Genomic DNA, 15,460 nt, shown 5'->3' with positions numbered 1-15,460 from the left:
GCGGCCCGGGACGCCGGTCGCCGTGAACCGGACACGGTGCTGGAGGTCCTGCGCGGACTCGGCAGCGGTCCGCGCGGCCTGACCGAGGCGCAGGCGCAGGAGCGGCTGGCCCGCTGCGGTGACAACGTGCTGCCCGCGCGACGCGAGGCGTCCTGGCCGCGGCTGTTCGCGCGCAGCGCGCGCGAGCCGTTCACCGCGGTGCTGCTCTGCCTCGGACTGGTGTCGGCCGTCGTCCTCGCCTGGGGGACCGCCGCGGTGATCCTGCTGCTGGTCGCGGTGAGCTGCGTCCTGCGCGCGAGCGGCGAGCACCGGGCCGACCGGTCCACGGCCGCGCTGCGGCGCTTGGTCGCCACCACCGCCACCGTGCGGCGCCGCGCCGACGAGGGCGCGACGCCCGTCAGCCGGGAGATCCCGGTCGGCGAGCTCGTCCCCGGCGACATCGTCCGGCTGGGCCCGGGCGACCTGGTACCGGCGGACGTACGGCTGCTGCGCGCACGTGGCCTGACGGTGCATCAGTCGGCGCTGACGGGGGAGTCGGCGCCGGTCGCCAAGTCGGCCGAGGCCGGCGGGAGCGGCGGGGCGCCGGACCAGCCGCAGCACTGCTACCAGGGCAGCGGCGTGGTCTCGGGCAGTGCCACCGCCGTCGTGACCGCGACCGGCGCGCGGACCCGCCTCGCCGCCGCCCACGCCCGGCAGCCCGAGCGGCGGCCGGCCAGTGCCTTCGACCGGTCGGTCCACGGCATCTCCTGGATCCTCATCCGCTTCATGCTGCTGACCCCGCCGCTGGTCCTCATGGCCAACGCGGCGCTGCGCGACCGCGGGCTGGAGACACTGCCGTTCGCCGTCGCGGTGGCCGTCGGGCTGACCCCGGAGATGCTGCCCGTCCTGGTCACCACCTGCCTGGCCCGCGGCGCCGCGCTGCTCGCCCGGACCCACGGCGTGATCGTCCGCCGGCTGCCCGCGCTGCACGACCTCGGCGCCGCCGACGTGCTGTGCGTGGACAAGACCGGCACCCTCACGCAGGATCGCCCGGTGGTCCACGGCGCCCTCGACCCAACCGGCCGCGACGACCCCGACGTCCTGCACTGGGCCGCCGTCAACGCCTGGTGGACCCTGCACCTGGCCGACCTCCCGGAACCGGACGCGCTGGACGACGCACTGCTGGAGGCGGCGCTGCCGTTGCCCGCCGACGAGCGCGAGCCGACAGCGCACGACACCGCGCCGACCACCCTGGCGCCCGCCGCCCCGGAGTGCGAGGTCACGGCGTGCCTCCCGCAGTCGGCGGCCACGGCGTACGCCCCACAGCTCCAGCTGATGAGGGACGCCCCGGAGCGCGAGCCGACGGCGCACCTCCCGCAGCCGGAGGCGGCGCCGTACGCCCCGCGGGCAAAGGCCACGGCGTGCGTCCCGCAGCCGGAGGCCGCGCCGTGCGTCCCGGAGCGCGACCCCATGGCGTACGACGGTGTCGCCGCGCTCCCCTTCGACCCGCTGCGGCGCCTCGCGACGGCCGTCGTGCGCACGCCCGGCCGCCTCGGCAGGCACACCCTGGTCGTCAAGGGAGACGCCACGTCCGTCCTGGAGCGGTGCGCGCTCACCGACGCCGAGCGCGCCCGCGCCCACGACCTCGCCGCCCGCCACGCCGGTGACGGCCTGCGGGTCCTGGCGGTCGCCACCGCCGAGCGCCCCGCCCGCACCCGCCCCTACACCCCGGCCGACGAGCGCGGCCTCACCTTCCGCGGCCTGGTCACCCTGCGCGACGCGCTCACCCCGAGCGCCGCCGACGCGCTGCGGGGCCTGGCCGCCGGCGGCGTCACGGTCAAGATCCTCACCGGCGACCACCCGGCCACGGCCGCCCGCGCCTGCCGCGACCTCGGGCTGCACCTCACCGACGACGCCGTCGTCGTCGGCGACCGCGTGGACTCCCTCGGCGACGCGGCCCTCGCCGACCTGGCCGGCCGTACGACCGTCTTCGCGCGCTGCACACCGGACCACAAGGCGCGGATCACCGGCGCCCTGCGTGCCGCCGGGCACACCGTCGGCTTCCTCGGCGACGGCGTCAACGACCTGCCCGCGCTGCGCACCGCCGACGTCGGTATCGCCCCGCGTGACGCGGCCGACGTGGCCCGCGAGGGCGCCGACGTCGTCCTCGCCGAGAAGGACCTCACCGCGATCGCCCACGCCATCGCCGCGGGCCGGCGGGCCGGCGGCAACATCGCGACGTATCTGCGGGTCACCCTCTCCTCCAACCTCGGCAACGTGATCGCGATGCTCTCGGCGGGGCTGCTGCTGCCCTTCCTGCCGATGCTCCCGGCCCAGGTCCTCGTGCAGAACCTGTTCTTCGACGCCGCCCAGCTCGCCTTCGCCCACGACCGCCCGCACCCCGCGGTGCTGCGCCGGCCGACGCTGCTGCGGCCGCGTGACATGCTGCGCTTCCTCACCGTCTTCGGCGCGCTCAACGCGGTCGCCGACCTCGCCACCTTCGCGGTCCTCGCGCTCACCCTGGACGGCCCGGGCACCGGGGACGATCAGGCCGTGTTCCACTCGGGCTGGTTCACGGAGAACCTCCTCACCCAGGCCCTGGTCATGCTGCTGCTCCGGGCCGGCCGCCGGGCGGCCGGAGCGCGCGGCGGCCCGGGCGGGTCCGGGCGCCGTCCGGGGCCCGTGGCCTGGGCGGCGCTCGCCCTGGTCGCGGTGGGCCTGGCCCTCCCGCCGTCCCCGCTCGGCCCGGCCCTGGGCCTGACCGCCCTCCCGGCCGTGTACTACGCCCTCCTCGCCGCCGTCCTGGCCGTGTACGCGGTGTTCCTGCTGGCGGCGAGAGCCCGCTACGAACGGCGCTGCCGCACGCGGGAGCACTGTGATGTGACCGACCCCGTGGAACCGTGCGCCGCGCACGTGCCTCCCCTGTAAAGGGTTGGTGGTACCGAGCAGGTGCCGTACTGCCACTGCTCCATGTTTGTTAGATTGCGCAATCACGCAAGCAACACGCCCGACCGTTCAGGGGGAGTGGCAGATGAGCGAGCCGTGGAACGGCCCGGGCGGCCGGACCACGCGCCACCGCGGCACCCGGGTGCCCGGCGGGCGCGGACCCGGGGCGGACGGCGGCCGCACGGCGGGCCCGGACGGTGGCCGCACGGCCCGTCCGGACGGCAATCGCCCGACCGGTCCGGACGGTGGCCGTGCGACCGGCCAGCCCGGCGGGCGGCGTACGGCGGACCGGCCGGCGCCCCGTCAGCGGGACCGCCGGGCTGACGGCGCCGGCCCCCGCGGACGCTCCCGCCCGGACGCCGGCGCACGGCGACGGCCCCGGCAGCTGAGCCGGGGCAGGCGGCTGCTGAGGGCCGCCGGCATCTTCCTGTCGTTCCTCGTCCTCGTCACGGCCGGCGTCGGCTGGTGGTTCTACGAGCACCTGAACGGCAACATCAACAGCGTCTCGCTGGACGGCAAGGGCGGCACGGAGACGGCGGACGCCTTCGGCCGCACCCCGATCAACATCCTGGTCATGGGCTCGGACGGCCGCACCAGCGAAGAGGACTGCAAGCTCGGCGGCGGCTGCGCGAAGACAGGGGTGCAGACCGGCAGCAACGCGGACGTGGAGATGGTGGTGCACATATCCGCCGACCGCTCCAACGCGACCGTGATGAGCATCCCGCGCGACACGATGACCCAGGTCCCGGCCTGCAAGAACACCGACACGGGCCGCTCGACCCCCGGCTACTACGGCCAGATCAACAGCGCCCTGGAGTACGGCCCGGCCTGCCAGGTGGCCACCGTCCACCAGCTCACCGGCATCCCCATCGACCACTTCGTGAAGCTGGACTTCTCCGGCGTGGTGAAGATGTCCGACGCGGTCGGCGGCGTCTCGGTCTGTGTCAGTGACAACGTCTACGACACGTACTCGCACCTGAAGCTGTCGCGGGGCACCCACACGCTCAAGGGCGTGGCGGCCCTTCAGTTCGTCCGCTCGCGGCACGGCTTCGGCGACGGCAGCGACCTGGGACGTACCGTCTCCCAGCACATCTTCCTCAGCGCGATGCTCCGCAAGTTCAAGAGCGCCGGCACACTCACCGACCCCACCGCGGTCTACGACCTCGCCGACGCCGCGACCAAGGCGCTGACCGTGGACGACGGTCTCGGCAGCGTGCGCAAGCTGGTCGCCCTGGCGACGGACGTGGACAAGGTCCCCACCAAGGCCATGACGTTCACGACGATGCAGACGGCCCCCGACCCCCGTGACCGCGACCGTGTCGTGGTGGGCCCGGGCGCGAGGACCCTCTTCGCGACCATGGCGAACGACCAGTCGCTGTCGGCGACGCCGGGCGCCAAGCCCTCGACGGCGGCCTCGCCCGCCGGTGACGCCACCCCCGAGGAGTCCACGCCGCCCGTCCCGGCCTCGCGGATCGCGGTGACGGTGGAGAACGGCACGGCGATCACCGGCCGGGCGTCCGCGGTCGCGGCGGCGCTGACGGAGCAGGGCTTCAGCCGCAGCGCGGGCACGGCGAACGCCCCGAGCCGCACCGCGTCGACGACCCTGACCTACGGCGCCGGGCAGAAGGCGCAGGCCGAGACGGTGGCGAAGGCGCTGAACCTGCCCGCCTCGCATCTGAAGGAAGGCGCCGGCGCGGCCCTGACCCTGGTGATCGGGGCCGACTGGCCGTCCGGCACGAGCTACCCGGGCACCGCCTCCGCACCGGCCCCCGCCGACACCAAGGCGGCCACGGCCGACGCCCACGCCCAGACGGCCGACCAGGCCAAGACGTGCGCCAAGGTCAGCCCTTACAAGACGGTGGAGCTGAACGGCGTGCCGATGACTCCGGCCGAGGCGTACGCGGCGGCCCGGACGAAGCCCGACTCGGACGCGTGAACCGTCACCCCGACCCCGTACGCTATACACTTGCGCAATAAAGCAAGTGAACAAGTGGCTGCCCGACCGAGAAGAAATCGACCGAGAGGAAAGAGGACCGCATGCTCCGCAACGGCCTGGAGCCCTGGCACCTGCTGATCGTGGCGATCGTCATCATCGTGCTGTTCGGCTCCAAGAAACTGCCCGAAGCCGCCCGTGGCCTGGGCAAGTCCCTGCGCATCCTCAAGAGCGAGGCCAGGGCGATGAAGACGGACGCGGACACCGCCGTCCCCGCCGGCGAAGCGGTCGAACGGTGAGCATCCGCCGGGGGTGACCCGGGACGGTACCGGCACCCACCCGAACCTTCCCGCCCGTGACGAATATTCATTCGATCAATTTCGGCTGTGAAGAGACCGATCCGGCCACATGTGGTGCAGTTTGTGTGCCGAGGCGGGGTGGCGCGGCAGCATGGTCGGGCAGTGAGCAGCGTGCTGGGCCGCACCGAGACCGCCGGGGGTGTTCGTGGATCACTCATGGCCGCCGTCCACCTTTCTCGGCCGGCTGCGCGACGCGACGCGCCTCGAACTCCTGCGCCAGGGCACTCCCATCACCTACCCGCCGCATCGCGCGCTGCTGCAGCAGGGCGACGACAGCAGGCACGTCCTGCTGCTCACGAGCGGCGTGGTCAAGGTCGTGGCCAGCACGGAGAGCGGTTACGACATGCTGCTCTCGGTGCGCATAGGGGGCGACCTGGTCGGCGAGATGGCGGCGTTCGAGGAGCGGCCCAGGTCCGGCACGGTGATCGCGTGCGGTGACGTCGCCGCGCGGGTCATCCAGGTCGGGGCGCTGGAGGCCTTCCTCAGCCGCCATCCGGACGCGATGCGGGCCATCCTCCACATGCTGTGCGCCCGGCTGCGCTGGGCGAACCGGCGCCGGATCGACTTCCGGGCCTACGACTCGCTGACCCGGCTGGCCCGAGTGCTGGCCGAGCTGAGCCAGGCGTACGCCCAGCCCGTACCCGACGGCGACGGCAAGCGGTGCGATCTCGGTGTGACGCTCACCCAGGGAGAACTCGCCTCACTGGCCGGTCTGGCGCTCAACACGGCCGAGAAGAGCCTGGCCGCACTGACCGCCAAGGGACTGGTGGAGCGCAGTTACCGCAGCATAACCGTCTGTGATGTTCCGAAACTGCTGGAATTCGCCAAAGTCGTGGCCGACAACCCGTATTGATACGGGATCAGTTCTCAGCACCTCTCCTAGCCTCTCGTGCACGCACTTCACAGGCGGTGTTCCGCCTGTGGCCGCCTGCCAGAGAGGAATGATCGGGTGGTTGAGTGGCTCGGGTTCTATCCGTGCATATGCATCGCCGTGGACGCACAGGCCTACGGCAGCAACAACGACCGCAGGCAGTCCGAGATCCAGCACGAGCTGCCGCGCCTTCTCGACCGCGCCGCCAGGGGCGCCGGGTTCGACCGCACCCGGTGGCAGATCCAGCGCAAAGGTGACGAGCAGCTCGCCGTGCGTCCCGTGGACGGCACCGAGGCCCGCCTGGTCGATGACTACGTCCGCCATCTCGCGGCCGTACTGCGGGAGCACAACGCCCAGCGCGTCCGGGAAGCGCAGACCCGGCTGCGGGTCGTGGTGCACCAGGGACTCGTGGAGCTGGCCGACAACGGCTTCGCCGGCGCGGCCGTGGTGGCCACGGCGCGCCTCCTGAACGCCCCCGCGCTCTACGACGCCCTGTCCGCGCACCCCGGCGCCGACCTGGTGGTGCTGCTGTCCGACGAGGTGTTCGCGTCCCAAGTAGTCGGCGGGCACACGACGTTGCGCACCGAGGACTTCACGCGCGTGGCCGTGCAGGTGAAGGAATACCGCGCCGCGGCCTGGCTGCACATACCCGGCGCACCGGTCACCGTCGCGCACGAGCCCGGGAGCGCGGAGCCGGGGGAGTCCGCGGCCCCGGCGTCGGTCTTGGCGTCGGAGCCCGCGGTCCCGGTGTCGGGCGAGTCCGCGGTCCCGGCGTCGGACCCGGCGTCGGTCCCGGTGTCGGGGGAGCCCGCTGCGGACCGGTCCACGCCGGCCGTCGCGGGCGGTTCGGCGGGCATCAGCAACGAGTACCGGGCCGGCAACATCAACGTGAACAACATGTCCGGGCCGGTGGACGCCCGGGGCGCCGTCTTCGGCTTCGGGAGCCCCGGTGCCTGACGCCTCCGTCCCCGACGGCGGGCCGCCCGACGCGGAGAACCCCCCGGGCGGCACCGATCCCGCGCCCCCTGCGCCGGACGAAGCCTCAGCGACGCCGGACGACCTGGATCACGCGCCGGCCGGGGAGACGGACCCCGGTCCGGCCCCCGTCCGCGACGCGGGCCACGAGCGCCGGAAGGCACCGGACGAACGGGAGGAGGACGAGCGGGGCTATGACGATCTGAGCCAGGTCCACCAGCTCGTCAACAACAACTTCTACGGTGTCGTCGACGCCTCCTCGGCCGCCTTCGGGTTCGGTGCCGCATCGTCCGTCGGGCTCTCCCCCGGCACCATCGACCCCGGCAGGACCGACCGGGCCCTGCGCTTCCACCTGCCTCCCCGGCCCTGCTTCGACGAAGCGCGCCGCAAGCTGCTCGACCACGGCCTCGTCGTGCTGACCGGCCCGGAGGGCTGCGGCCGCGGTGCCGGGTCCCTCGCTCTGCTCAGGGCGGTCCTGGGCCGGGGAGCCAGGCTGCGCAGCCTGTCGCCGGCCAACGCCCTCGCCGACCTGGCCCGTTCACGGGACCTCAAGGCGGGCCAGGGATACGTCATCCTCGACTACGTCGGCGAGCTGCATGTCGAGGCGGTGCAGGCGTACGGGATCGGGCGGTTGAGCGAGAAGCTGCTCCGGCAGGGCTCGTACCTGGTGATCACCGCGGGCGAGACGACCCACCGGCGGCTGGCCCTGCGGGACCACTGCGTGCCCTGGCAGGCCCCCGATCCCGTGGAACTGTTCGAGCACTGCCGGAACAAGCTGCCGCGGGTGCGCGTCGAACCGGATGCCGAGCAGGAACTCCTGCGGCGGATCGGCGAGCAGCGGCGGCCCGCCGATGTCGTCGCCGCGGCCGTGACCCTGTCCGAGGAAGGCGCGGAGCGGGCGCTGGACACCCTGCGGGACCGCTACCGGGAGCGGGTCCGCGAGTGGTTCGGTCAGCAGCCGGCCGCGGACGACCTGCTGGCCCTCGCGGCCCTGGCCTTCCTGGAGGGCATACCCGAGAGGGTGCTGGAAAGGGAGTGCGCCGCGCTCGCCGCCCATGTGCGCACCTTCGAACTGAGCGGTGAGCAACCGGTCGCGGAGTCCGACGGCTCGACCACGACCCTGCTGAGCGGCACGGCGCACCACCAGTCCCGCGCCCGGTGGCGGGAGCGCGCGGTCGGGCTCGTGACGACCGAGCACCGTCCCGGCCCCGGCAAGGACGCCGGCCGCAGCGAGCGGCGCCTGGTCTTCACCTCACCCCGCATCCGTGAACTGGTCATCGCCGAACTGCACGAGCTGTACGGGTACGCGCTCTGGTACCCGATGCGCCGGTGGCTGAGCGAGCTGGCGCTGCTCGGGGACCTGGAGACGCGGACCGAGGTGGCCCGGGGCGTCGCACTGCTGGCCCGGCACGCACTCGTCGAGGTCGACGAGAACCTGCTGAAGGTGTGGTCCGACGGCATCACCAGCCAGCGGGTGACCGCCGCGATCACGCTCCAGTTCATGTCCACGTCCGAGCACCTCGCCCCACAGGCCCTGAACATCGTCCTGAACTGGACGGACAACAACGGTCCCGGCCGGGCGGTGACGGCGGCCATGGCGCTGACGGGCAACCTGGGTTCGCTGTACCGCATGGAGGCGCTCAACTGGCTGTGGTTCCTGACCCACCGAGGCGAGCGCATCGCCGTCGCGGCGCGCCGTTCCCTGGTCCTGTTGTTGCAGAGCGCCGAGCAGGACCCCGAGCGGGCCCTGCTCACGCTCCGGTACGTGCGGACCGTCCTGAGCAAGGCGGCGCCGGGCTCCCAGGAGCGGTCGATCGCCCTGCGGACCACCGCCCAGCTTCTGGAAGCCGCCCGGCTGGACGCTCCCGAACCCGTCGCCGCGGCACTGCTGCGCACGGTCCCGGACAGCGCCCGCCATCTCGCGGCGCTCTGGACGGACGTCCTGCACAGCAGCAGCCGCAGCAGGGCCGTCGCCGCGCTGTGCCGGACCCTGGTGCACCTGCGTGAGGACCCGTCCGTCACGGACGCCGTGCGTGAGCTCGGCGACGCCATGCGTGAGGCCATGACCCCACGCCAGTGGGAAGCGCTCTGCCGGCACCTGCCCATCGCCCTCAGACACCCCGACTACGCCGTCCCCGGCACCCGCGAGCTGGCGCAGGTGCTCCTCGGCACACTGCGCGGCCGGGCGGCGGGCCCCAGGCGCTCCGCCACGCCCGTCATCCCCACCGCATCCTCCCCTTCCGCCCAAGGAGGCCGAGCCAAGTGAACTATCCCGTCATAGCCGAGCACATCCTGGCCACGGTGCAGGGCACCTGGTGGTCCCGCCGTCGCCGTCGCGAGGACCTGCCGCCGCTGCCGCCCGGCGCCGCCTACGTCTTCCGCACCGGGGGGAACTACCGCTTGTTCCCCGAGGGCATGGTGTTCGACCCGTCCCACCCCGACGTGCTCGAGGCGTCCTCGGTCAGCCTGGTCGACACCCGGGCCCGCCTGGTCGACGTGGACCGCCCGCTGCCGTCGGTGAGCGAGGCGGACACCTTCACCATGCGCACCTCGTTCACCTGCCAGGTCATCGACCCGGCCGTTGTCGCCCGGCAGGGCATCATCGACGTCACCGTTCCGCTGCGCGCCTATCTGATGGGCGACGGCGAGCTGCCCAGAGTGAGCGCCGGACACCGTGTCGAGGAGATCAACGCGGTGCGCGCCGAGGTGGGCCGCCGTATGACCGCCTACAGCGCGATCGTGCCGCCGCGGGTGGCCGGCATGAGTGTGGAGTTCGTCAGCGCCGAGGTGCACACCGCCTCGGACGACCTGCGCAACTGGGAGCAGAAGCTGCGTGACGAGCGGCGGTCCTGGGAACTGCGGCGCGGACAGCGTGACTTCGAGACGGAGGACGCCCAGCGGATCGCGGAGCTGCTGGCGCAGGGCTCGGACCATGTGGACGCCTTCGGCATCGCCCGCAAGGAGATCGACGTCACCGAGGTCGCGGCGCGCATCCACCGCCTCGCCGAGGAGGATTCGGCCCGCCGGTACAAGAGCGAGGTGGCGGAGCGGACCCACGCGCAGGCGCAGGAGACGGCCGAGGTGCAGCTGCGCCGCGAGCTGCTGCTGACGCTGCTGCGGCAGATGAGCGGCAGCGAGTACGTCGACTACCACCAGGTGCTGGACCAGGTTCTGCGGGAGACCGGAGGACTGGGCTCACCCGGTGTCGGGGCCGTCGCCGACACCGTCCGCATGGTCGAGTCGGGACCGTCCCGTCCCGATCGTGCGGCGGGCGGCGGCAGCGTCTCCCGGGACCCGCAGGGCGGCTTCGTCAAGGACGAGGACGATCTCGTTGACTGACTACCTGACGAACCACGGGTCGGCTCCCCGCCGAGGGAGAGGCCGGACAGCGGGTGACGGCAAGGCGACCCGCGTCGTGAACGGACGGGCCGCAGCCCGCACCAAGGGAGAGGGCGCCGGTGCGCCGGCTGGAGGCCCCTCCGCGCCGGGTCCAGGCCCCCGCACGGTCGTCGGCAGCCCCCGTCCGGCGGGTGGCGGTCCGCTGCCGCGCCCGTCCGGTGACGGAACCCGGGCCCCGGGCGGCCTCCGCCGCCCGACCGGCACCGACGTGGCGCGACGGCTGCGCTCCCTGACCGGCGTGGACGAGGAACTGCTGGCCAGGGTCCGCTTCGAACGGAGCAAGTACACGGCGCTCGGCGGGGTGGTGTTCGGCACCTCCGTCATCGCGGCGTTCTCCATGTGGAACTTCGCGAGTGAGGCGCTCGGCAGGCCCTCGCTCCTCGCGCTGGTACCCGCGGCCATCTGGATGCTGTTCGTGCTCAATCTCGACCGCTGGCTGGTCACGCCGCAGCCGAACGCGCGGCGCCGGGTCGGGCCGCTGGTGATGCGGCTGCTGATAGCCCTGTTCGTCGGTGTCGTGATCGCCGAACCGCTGGTGCTGCGCATCTTCCAGACGGCGATCGAGAAGCACGTCCTGGACGAACGCTCCGCCGACATCGACCAGTTGCGCTCCCACCTGGTCCGCTGCAACCCGGTACCGGCGGCGACGCAGACCGTCACCCCCGAGGGCTGCGACACGACGTACATCCTGTCCTTCGGCGCGGCGCCGGGGGAGCAGGCGGAGGAACTGAGCACCCTGCGCTCGGACGCGGCCGCCCTGCAGAAGCGCGTGGACGCGGAGAGCGGCGCGCTGGAGGCGATCGACTCCGAGGTACGGGACGAATGCCGCCGGCTCATCTACGTCGTGTCCACGGGACGCCTTCAGCGGACCTCGGAGTGCCTGCGTCTGCGTGCCAAGGCACAGGACTACCGGAACACGCACCACACCCAGGAGAACGAGCGGCGTCTCGCCGGCATGAACAGCCGCATCGCCGCGATGGAGGGTGCGCTGACCGCGTCGCGGGGCGATTTCCGCAAGGCGCGGGCCGAGGCCATCGAACAGCGGCTGACCGAGGAGCGAGCGAAGCAGAAGGAGATCGGCGCCCTGGAGCGGGTCCGGGCGCTCGACGAACTGGCGAGCGGGAACGCTTCGCTGGCCGCTCGGGTCTGGCTGGTGCGCCTGCTGTTCGTGTTCCTCGATGTGCTTCCCGTGCTGGTGAAGTTCCAGAGTGGCGAGACCACCTATGACCGGATGCTCAGCAACGAGAGCAACAGCGCGGTGAAGATCCACGCCGAGGAGGTCAGGCTCGCCGAGCGCCGGGCCCTGGCGGATCTGGAGATGGCCCAGGACGGCATCGAGCAGGAGGTGCGCCGCCATCGCGCCGAGCAGGAGGCGGCGTTCCGGGAACACACGGCAGCCATGAACATACGGGTGCGGCAGGCGATCAACGCACTGGAGGACGAGATCCGCCGCTCGTCGATCTGACGCTCCGCCCGTCCGGCCACGGCACCGCGGCCGCCTCGCACACCGGGGCGGCCGCCTGCCGGCAACGTGAAGGAGACCATGCCATGACCACGCCCGGGGACGACACGGGCCCCAGCACCAACCTCCCGGCCGACGGCGGCGCCCAGCTGACGAGGATCCTCCTGGCCGAAGTCCGTGAGGAGCTCGTCAAGGCCGACAGCAAGGCCGCCGTGATGCTCGGGTTCCTGGGCGCGGCCCTGGCCGCGGTGCTCGGCGCGATCGGCAGCGGGGCCATCGCGCCGCGTCACTACCCGGCCGTCCCTCAGCTCCTGTTCTGGACGGGGTGCGCCGCCTGCGCCCCGGCCCTCGTGCTGCTGGGCCTGGCCGTGACCCCCCGGCTCGGCCGTCCCTCCGGCTCCGGCGCCGACTCCCGCGGCGCCCACTATTTCGGCGACGCGAGGACGGCTTCGGTCGCGCACCTGGAGCAGATGGTCCGCCGGACCGATCCCACGGCCCGCGACCTGAGCCAGCTGGCGGCCCTGTCCCAGATCGCCTGGACGAAGTACCGCTGCATCCGCCACGCACTGGCCTGGGCCACGGCGTCCTGCGTACTTTTCCTGCTGGGGGTGGCGACAGGAGCGACGACGTGACCCCGCGTCCCGCAAACGCATCAGGACCCTCCTACGGATATCCGTAGGAGGGTCCTGACCAGTGTCGGGGTGGCGGGATTTGAACCCACGACCTCTTCGTCCCGAACGAAGCGCGCTGCCAAGCTGCGCTACACCCCGATGTCGCTGCTTGTCGCGGCGACGACGTTTACTTTAGCCCACTGGCGGCTGGAGACGAAATCCGGTTCTGGAGCGCGGGCGCGGGTGGCGTCGCAGCGGGTTGGGGCGGACGTGGTCGAGGATCACGAGGACGATCGCCAGGGCGTAGAAGGACAGACCCAGGAGCAGCGCGTTCGCCAGCACGCTCTTGTAGCCGTGCTGCTCCACGTCGAGGAACGGGTAGAGGTAGCGGGCCGGTGTGCCGGGCAGCAGGAACTCCGCGCGGACCAGGGAGAAGGCCAGGTAGGCCAGGGGGTACACGAGCCACGTCGCCGCCTGGCGCAGGTGCAGGTGGCCGGGGGTGGTGAGCAGCAGCCAGTCCAGCACCGCGGCTGCCGGGACGACCGTGTGCAGGAGCTGGTTGGCCACCGCCTGCCAGCCGGTCGGGGCGCCGGCGCCGGCCATGGAGAACGGGCTCGCCGTGTTCGCCAGGAGCAGGTGGTAGACGAGGGCCGTGATCACGACGTAGAGCAGCGCGGCGCCGGTCATGGCCGAGGGGAGCGGGCGGCGGGCCGTCCAGGCGCGGCGGGCCGAGAAGAGGCAGACGACGGCCAGCAGGATGCTGCTCTGGATCGTGAAGTACGACAGGACCCGTGCGGGGCTGCCCAGGAGGACGTAGAGCGTCACTCCCGCGGCGGCGAGCAGGGCGATCAGCACGCGGTACACCGCCGTGAGCGGGCGGCGGATCGGGGGGACCACCGCCGCGGCGGGGACCGGTGAGGGCAGTACGGCGGGGTGGGTTCCCGGGATCGCGGGCAGGTCCGGGATGTCCCTGGGTATCGGGGCGGTCATGCTCCCCAAGTTAGGCGGAAAGGGGCAACAGGGGCCTTTCGGGCTGGGCCGTCCGGGGGACGGAGGCACCCTGGCAGGACGTCCGGGGTGCGGAGGCACCCTGGCCGTCCGCTCCTCCGGGGCGTCGGGGGTTCTGCGCCCCCCGACGCGCCTTCCGTTCTCCCGGCCGTCCGGGCCACCTCACCTCACCCTGCTGGCGGCGCCGTCAGTCCTTCCCCACCAGCGTCAGCAGCGTCGCCTCCGGCGGGCAGGCGAAGCGGACCGGGGTGTAGCGGTTCGTGCCGCAGCCCGCGGAGACGTGGAGGAAGGCGGTACGGCCTTCGGCCGTGTGCGTGGACAGGCCCTTCACACGGTCCGTGTCCAGGTCGCAGTTGGTGACCAGGGCGCCGTAGAACGGGATGCACAGCTGGCCGCCGTGCGTGTGGCCGGCCAGGACCAGCGGGTAGTCGTCCGCCGCGAAGGAGTCCAGTACCCGCAGGTAGGGCGCGTGGACCACGCCCATCGAGAAGTCGGCCGCGCCGGAGGGGCCGCCGGCGACCCGGGTGTAGCGGTCCCGCTTGATGTGCGGGTCGTCCAGACCCGTCATCTCCACGGAGATCCCGTCGATCTTCAGCATCCCGCGTGTGTTGGTCAGGTTCAGCCAGCCGGCCGCGTCGAAGGCGTCCCGCAGGTCCTCCCAGGGGTTGTGGACCACGCCGACGGCGGGCGGGTTGCCGTTCAGGCCGTGCTTGCCCTGGACCTTCTCGACCAGGTAGCGGGCGGGGTTGCGCAGGCGGGGGCCGTAGTAGTCGTTGGACCCGAAGACGTACGCCCCGGGGAAGTCCATCAGCGGGCCGAGCGCGTCCAGCACCTCGGGCACGCCCTCCGGGTCGGAGAGGTTGTCGCCCGTGTTGATCACGAAGTCGGGGCGCAGACCGGCCAGCGAGCGCAGCCAGCGCTGTTTCTTGCGCTGGCCGGAGACCATGTGGATGTCGGAGACCTGCAGCACGCGCAGGGGGCGCATCCCGGACGGCAGGACCGGGATCGTCACCCGTCGCAGACGGAAGGAGCGGGCCTCGAAGCCCGCCGCGTACACCAGACCGGCGGCGCCAGCCGCCGCGATTCCCAGGGGGACCTTGTATCGCGCGCGCATACGGACATCGTGTCAGATGCGCTCACCCGGCCGCGCCGGCCTGTGGACACCCAGCCCCCTGTGGACAACCAACCCCCTGTGGACAACCAGCACCCGTCGACAACCCGCCCCCGTGGCGACCAACCCCTGGGGACAAACCGAGCTCCACGATTAATCGACGGGCGTCGCGCCCGCCGCACCTGCGACAATCGCCCCCATGACCACGCTCAAGTCGAAGCTGCAGGAAGACCTCAACGCCGCGATCAAGGAGCGCGACGAGCTCCGCTCCTCGACGCTCCGGCTGACGCTCGCCGCGATCACCAAGGAGGAGGTCGCGGGCAAGGAGAAGCGCGAGCTCTCCGACGACGAGGTACAGAAGGTGATCACCCGCGAGGCGAAGAAGCGCCGGGAGGCCGCCGAGGCCTTCGCCCAGGGCGGCCGCGCCGAGCAGGCCGAGCGGGAGAAGGCGGAGGGCGAGGTCCTCGCCGCCTACCTGCCCAAGCAGCTGTCCGACGACGAGTTGGAGGCGATCGTCTCCCAGGCCGTGTCGGAGGCGAAGGCCGCCGGCGCCGAGGGCCCGCGGGCCATGGGTGCCGTCATGAAGATCGTGAACCCGAAGGTGGCCGGCCAGGCCGAGGGCGGCCGCGTCGCCGCCGCGGTGAAGAAGCACCTCGCGGGCTGAAGCAGCACCTCGCGGGCTGAACAAGCCGATACGACGGCGGGGCGCCCCTTGCGCAAGGGGGGGCCCCCCCGGCGTAAAACCCCGCGGGCGGGGGGGCGCGGGAACCCCGGGCCCGGGGCCGGGGCCGTGTTTGGGCCCGATG

The 15,460-nt window shown here is 72.7% G+C and carries 12 protein-coding genes and 1 tRNA gene; 10 read left to right on the top strand and 3 right to left on the bottom strand.

Features of this window, described 5'->3' with window-relative positions:
- The first annotated feature begins 36 nt into the window (after positions 1–36).
- From AB0E88_RS24425 to AB0E88_RS24385, 9 genes are all read left to right on the top strand, one after another.
- Positions 37–2,907, top strand: coding sequence for an HAD-IC family P-type ATPase (locus tag AB0E88_RS24425; RefSeq protein ID WP_361634197.1), 2,871 nt, complete (start codon positions 37–39; stop codon positions 2,905–2,907).
- 103 nt (positions 2,908–3,010) lie between these two features.
- Complete coding sequence (locus tag AB0E88_RS24420) at positions 3,011–4,861, top strand: LCP family protein (RefSeq protein WP_361634053.1); 1,851 nt, start codon at positions 3,011–3,013, stop codon at positions 4,859–4,861.
- Positions 4,862–4,962: 101 nt separating this feature from the next.
- A complete protein-coding gene (gene tatA, locus AB0E88_RS24415) occupies positions 4,963–5,157 on the top strand; it encodes a Sec-independent protein translocase subunit TatA (RefSeq protein WP_361634050.1) in 195 nt (64 codons plus the stop codon).
- A 205-nt stretch (positions 5,158–5,362) separates the two neighbouring features.
- Positions 5,363–6,070 (top strand): Crp/Fnr family transcriptional regulator, encoded by a 708-nt coding sequence (locus AB0E88_RS24410; RefSeq protein WP_361634047.1) that lies wholly within the window; start codon positions 5,363–5,365, stop codon positions 6,068–6,070.
- Between the two features lie 96 nt (positions 6,071–6,166).
- On the top strand, positions 6,167–7,045 hold the full coding sequence (locus AB0E88_RS24405) for a hypothetical protein (protein ID WP_361634044.1): 879 nt from the start codon (positions 6,167–6,169) through the stop codon (positions 7,043–7,045).
- Positions 7,038–9,329 carry a hypothetical protein gene (locus AB0E88_RS24400; RefSeq protein WP_361634041.1) on the top strand — a complete coding sequence of 764 codons (2,292 nt, stop codon included), beginning with the start codon at positions 7,038–7,040 and terminating at the stop codon, positions 9,327–9,329. The genes AB0E88_RS24405 and AB0E88_RS24400 overlap by 8 nt, the downstream gene beginning before the upstream one ends.
- Positions 9,326–10,402 carry a hypothetical protein gene (locus AB0E88_RS24395; RefSeq protein WP_361634039.1) on the top strand — a complete coding sequence of 359 codons (1,077 nt, stop codon included), beginning with the start codon at positions 9,326–9,328 and terminating at the stop codon, positions 10,400–10,402. Before AB0E88_RS24400 ends, AB0E88_RS24395 begins: the two co-directional genes overlap by 4 nt.
- A 268-nt stretch (positions 10,403–10,670) precedes the next feature.
- Complete coding sequence (locus tag AB0E88_RS24390; protein ID WP_361634036.1) at positions 10,671–11,927, top strand: DUF4407 domain-containing protein; 1,257 nt, start codon at positions 10,671–10,673, stop codon at positions 11,925–11,927.
- A gap of 83 nt (positions 11,928–12,010) precedes the next feature.
- Positions 12,011–12,556, top strand: a complete 546-nt coding sequence (locus tag AB0E88_RS24385) for a Pycsar system effector family protein (RefSeq protein ID WP_361634033.1) — start codon at positions 12,011–12,013, stop codon at positions 12,554–12,556.
- Positions 12,557–12,620: 64 nt separating this feature from the next.
- On the opposite strand, the gene AB0E88_RS24380 is transcribed toward AB0E88_RS24385, so the two are convergent.
- The 3 genes from AB0E88_RS24380 to AB0E88_RS24370 all read right to left on the bottom strand — a co-directional run bounded on the left by AB0E88_RS24380 (position 12,621) and on the right by AB0E88_RS24370 (position 14,657).
- A tRNA-Pro gene (locus AB0E88_RS24380) sits at positions 12,621–12,694 on the bottom strand.
- A 33-nt stretch (positions 12,695–12,727) separates the two neighbouring features.
- Complete coding sequence (locus tag AB0E88_RS24375; protein ID WP_361634030.1) at positions 12,728–13,525, bottom strand: Pr6Pr family membrane protein; 798 nt, start codon at positions 13,523–13,525, stop codon at positions 12,728–12,730.
- 205 nt (positions 13,526–13,730) lie between these two features.
- On the bottom strand, positions 13,731–14,657 hold the full coding sequence (locus AB0E88_RS24370) for a metallophosphoesterase (protein ID WP_361634027.1): 927 nt from the start codon (positions 14,655–14,657) through the stop codon (positions 13,731–13,733).
- A gap of 196 nt (positions 14,658–14,853) precedes the next feature.
- Between AB0E88_RS24370 and AB0E88_RS24365 the strand changes: the two genes are divergently transcribed.
- The gene (locus AB0E88_RS24365; protein ID WP_361634024.1) at positions 14,854–15,318 is read left to right on the top strand and encodes a GatB/YqeY domain-containing protein; all 465 of its coding nucleotides are present in this window, start codon (positions 14,854–14,856) and stop codon (positions 15,316–15,318) included.
- The last annotated feature ends 142 nt before the right edge of the window (positions 15,319–15,460 follow it).

This window comes from Streptomyces sp. NPDC028635 (genome assembly GCF_040637635.1).
In the GTDB taxonomy this organism is placed as follows: domain Bacteria; phylum Actinomycetota; class Actinomycetes; order Streptomycetales; family Streptomycetaceae; genus Streptomyces.
The sequence above is the reverse complement of the archived record's forward strand: the minus strand, read 5'-3'. Positions and strand labels throughout refer to the sequence as shown.

Bases quoted from the DNA above. Each gene is read 5' to 3' on its own strand.
- AB0E88_RS24385 (WP_361634033.1), top strand. From the start codon at position 12,011: ATGACCACGCCCGGGGACGACACGGGCCCCAGCACCAACCTCCCGGCC.
- AB0E88_RS24365 (WP_361634024.1), top strand. From the start codon at position 14,854: ATGACCACGCTCAAGTCGAAGCTGCAGGAAGACCTCAACGCCGCGATC.
- AB0E88_RS24375 (WP_361634030.1), bottom strand. From the start codon at position 13,525: ATGACCGCCCCGATACCCAGGGACATCCCGGACCTGCCCGCGATCCCG.
- tatA (WP_361634050.1), top strand. From the start codon at position 4,963: ATGCTCCGCAACGGCCTGGAGCCCTGGCACCTGCTGATCGTGGCGATC.
- AB0E88_RS24370 (WP_361634027.1), bottom strand. From the start codon at position 14,657: ATGCGCGCGCGATACAAGGTCCCCCTGGGAATCGCGGCGGCTGGCGCC.
- AB0E88_RS24420 (WP_361634053.1), top strand. From the start codon at position 3,011: ATGAGCGAGCCGTGGAACGGCCCGGGCGGCCGGACCACGCGCCACCGC.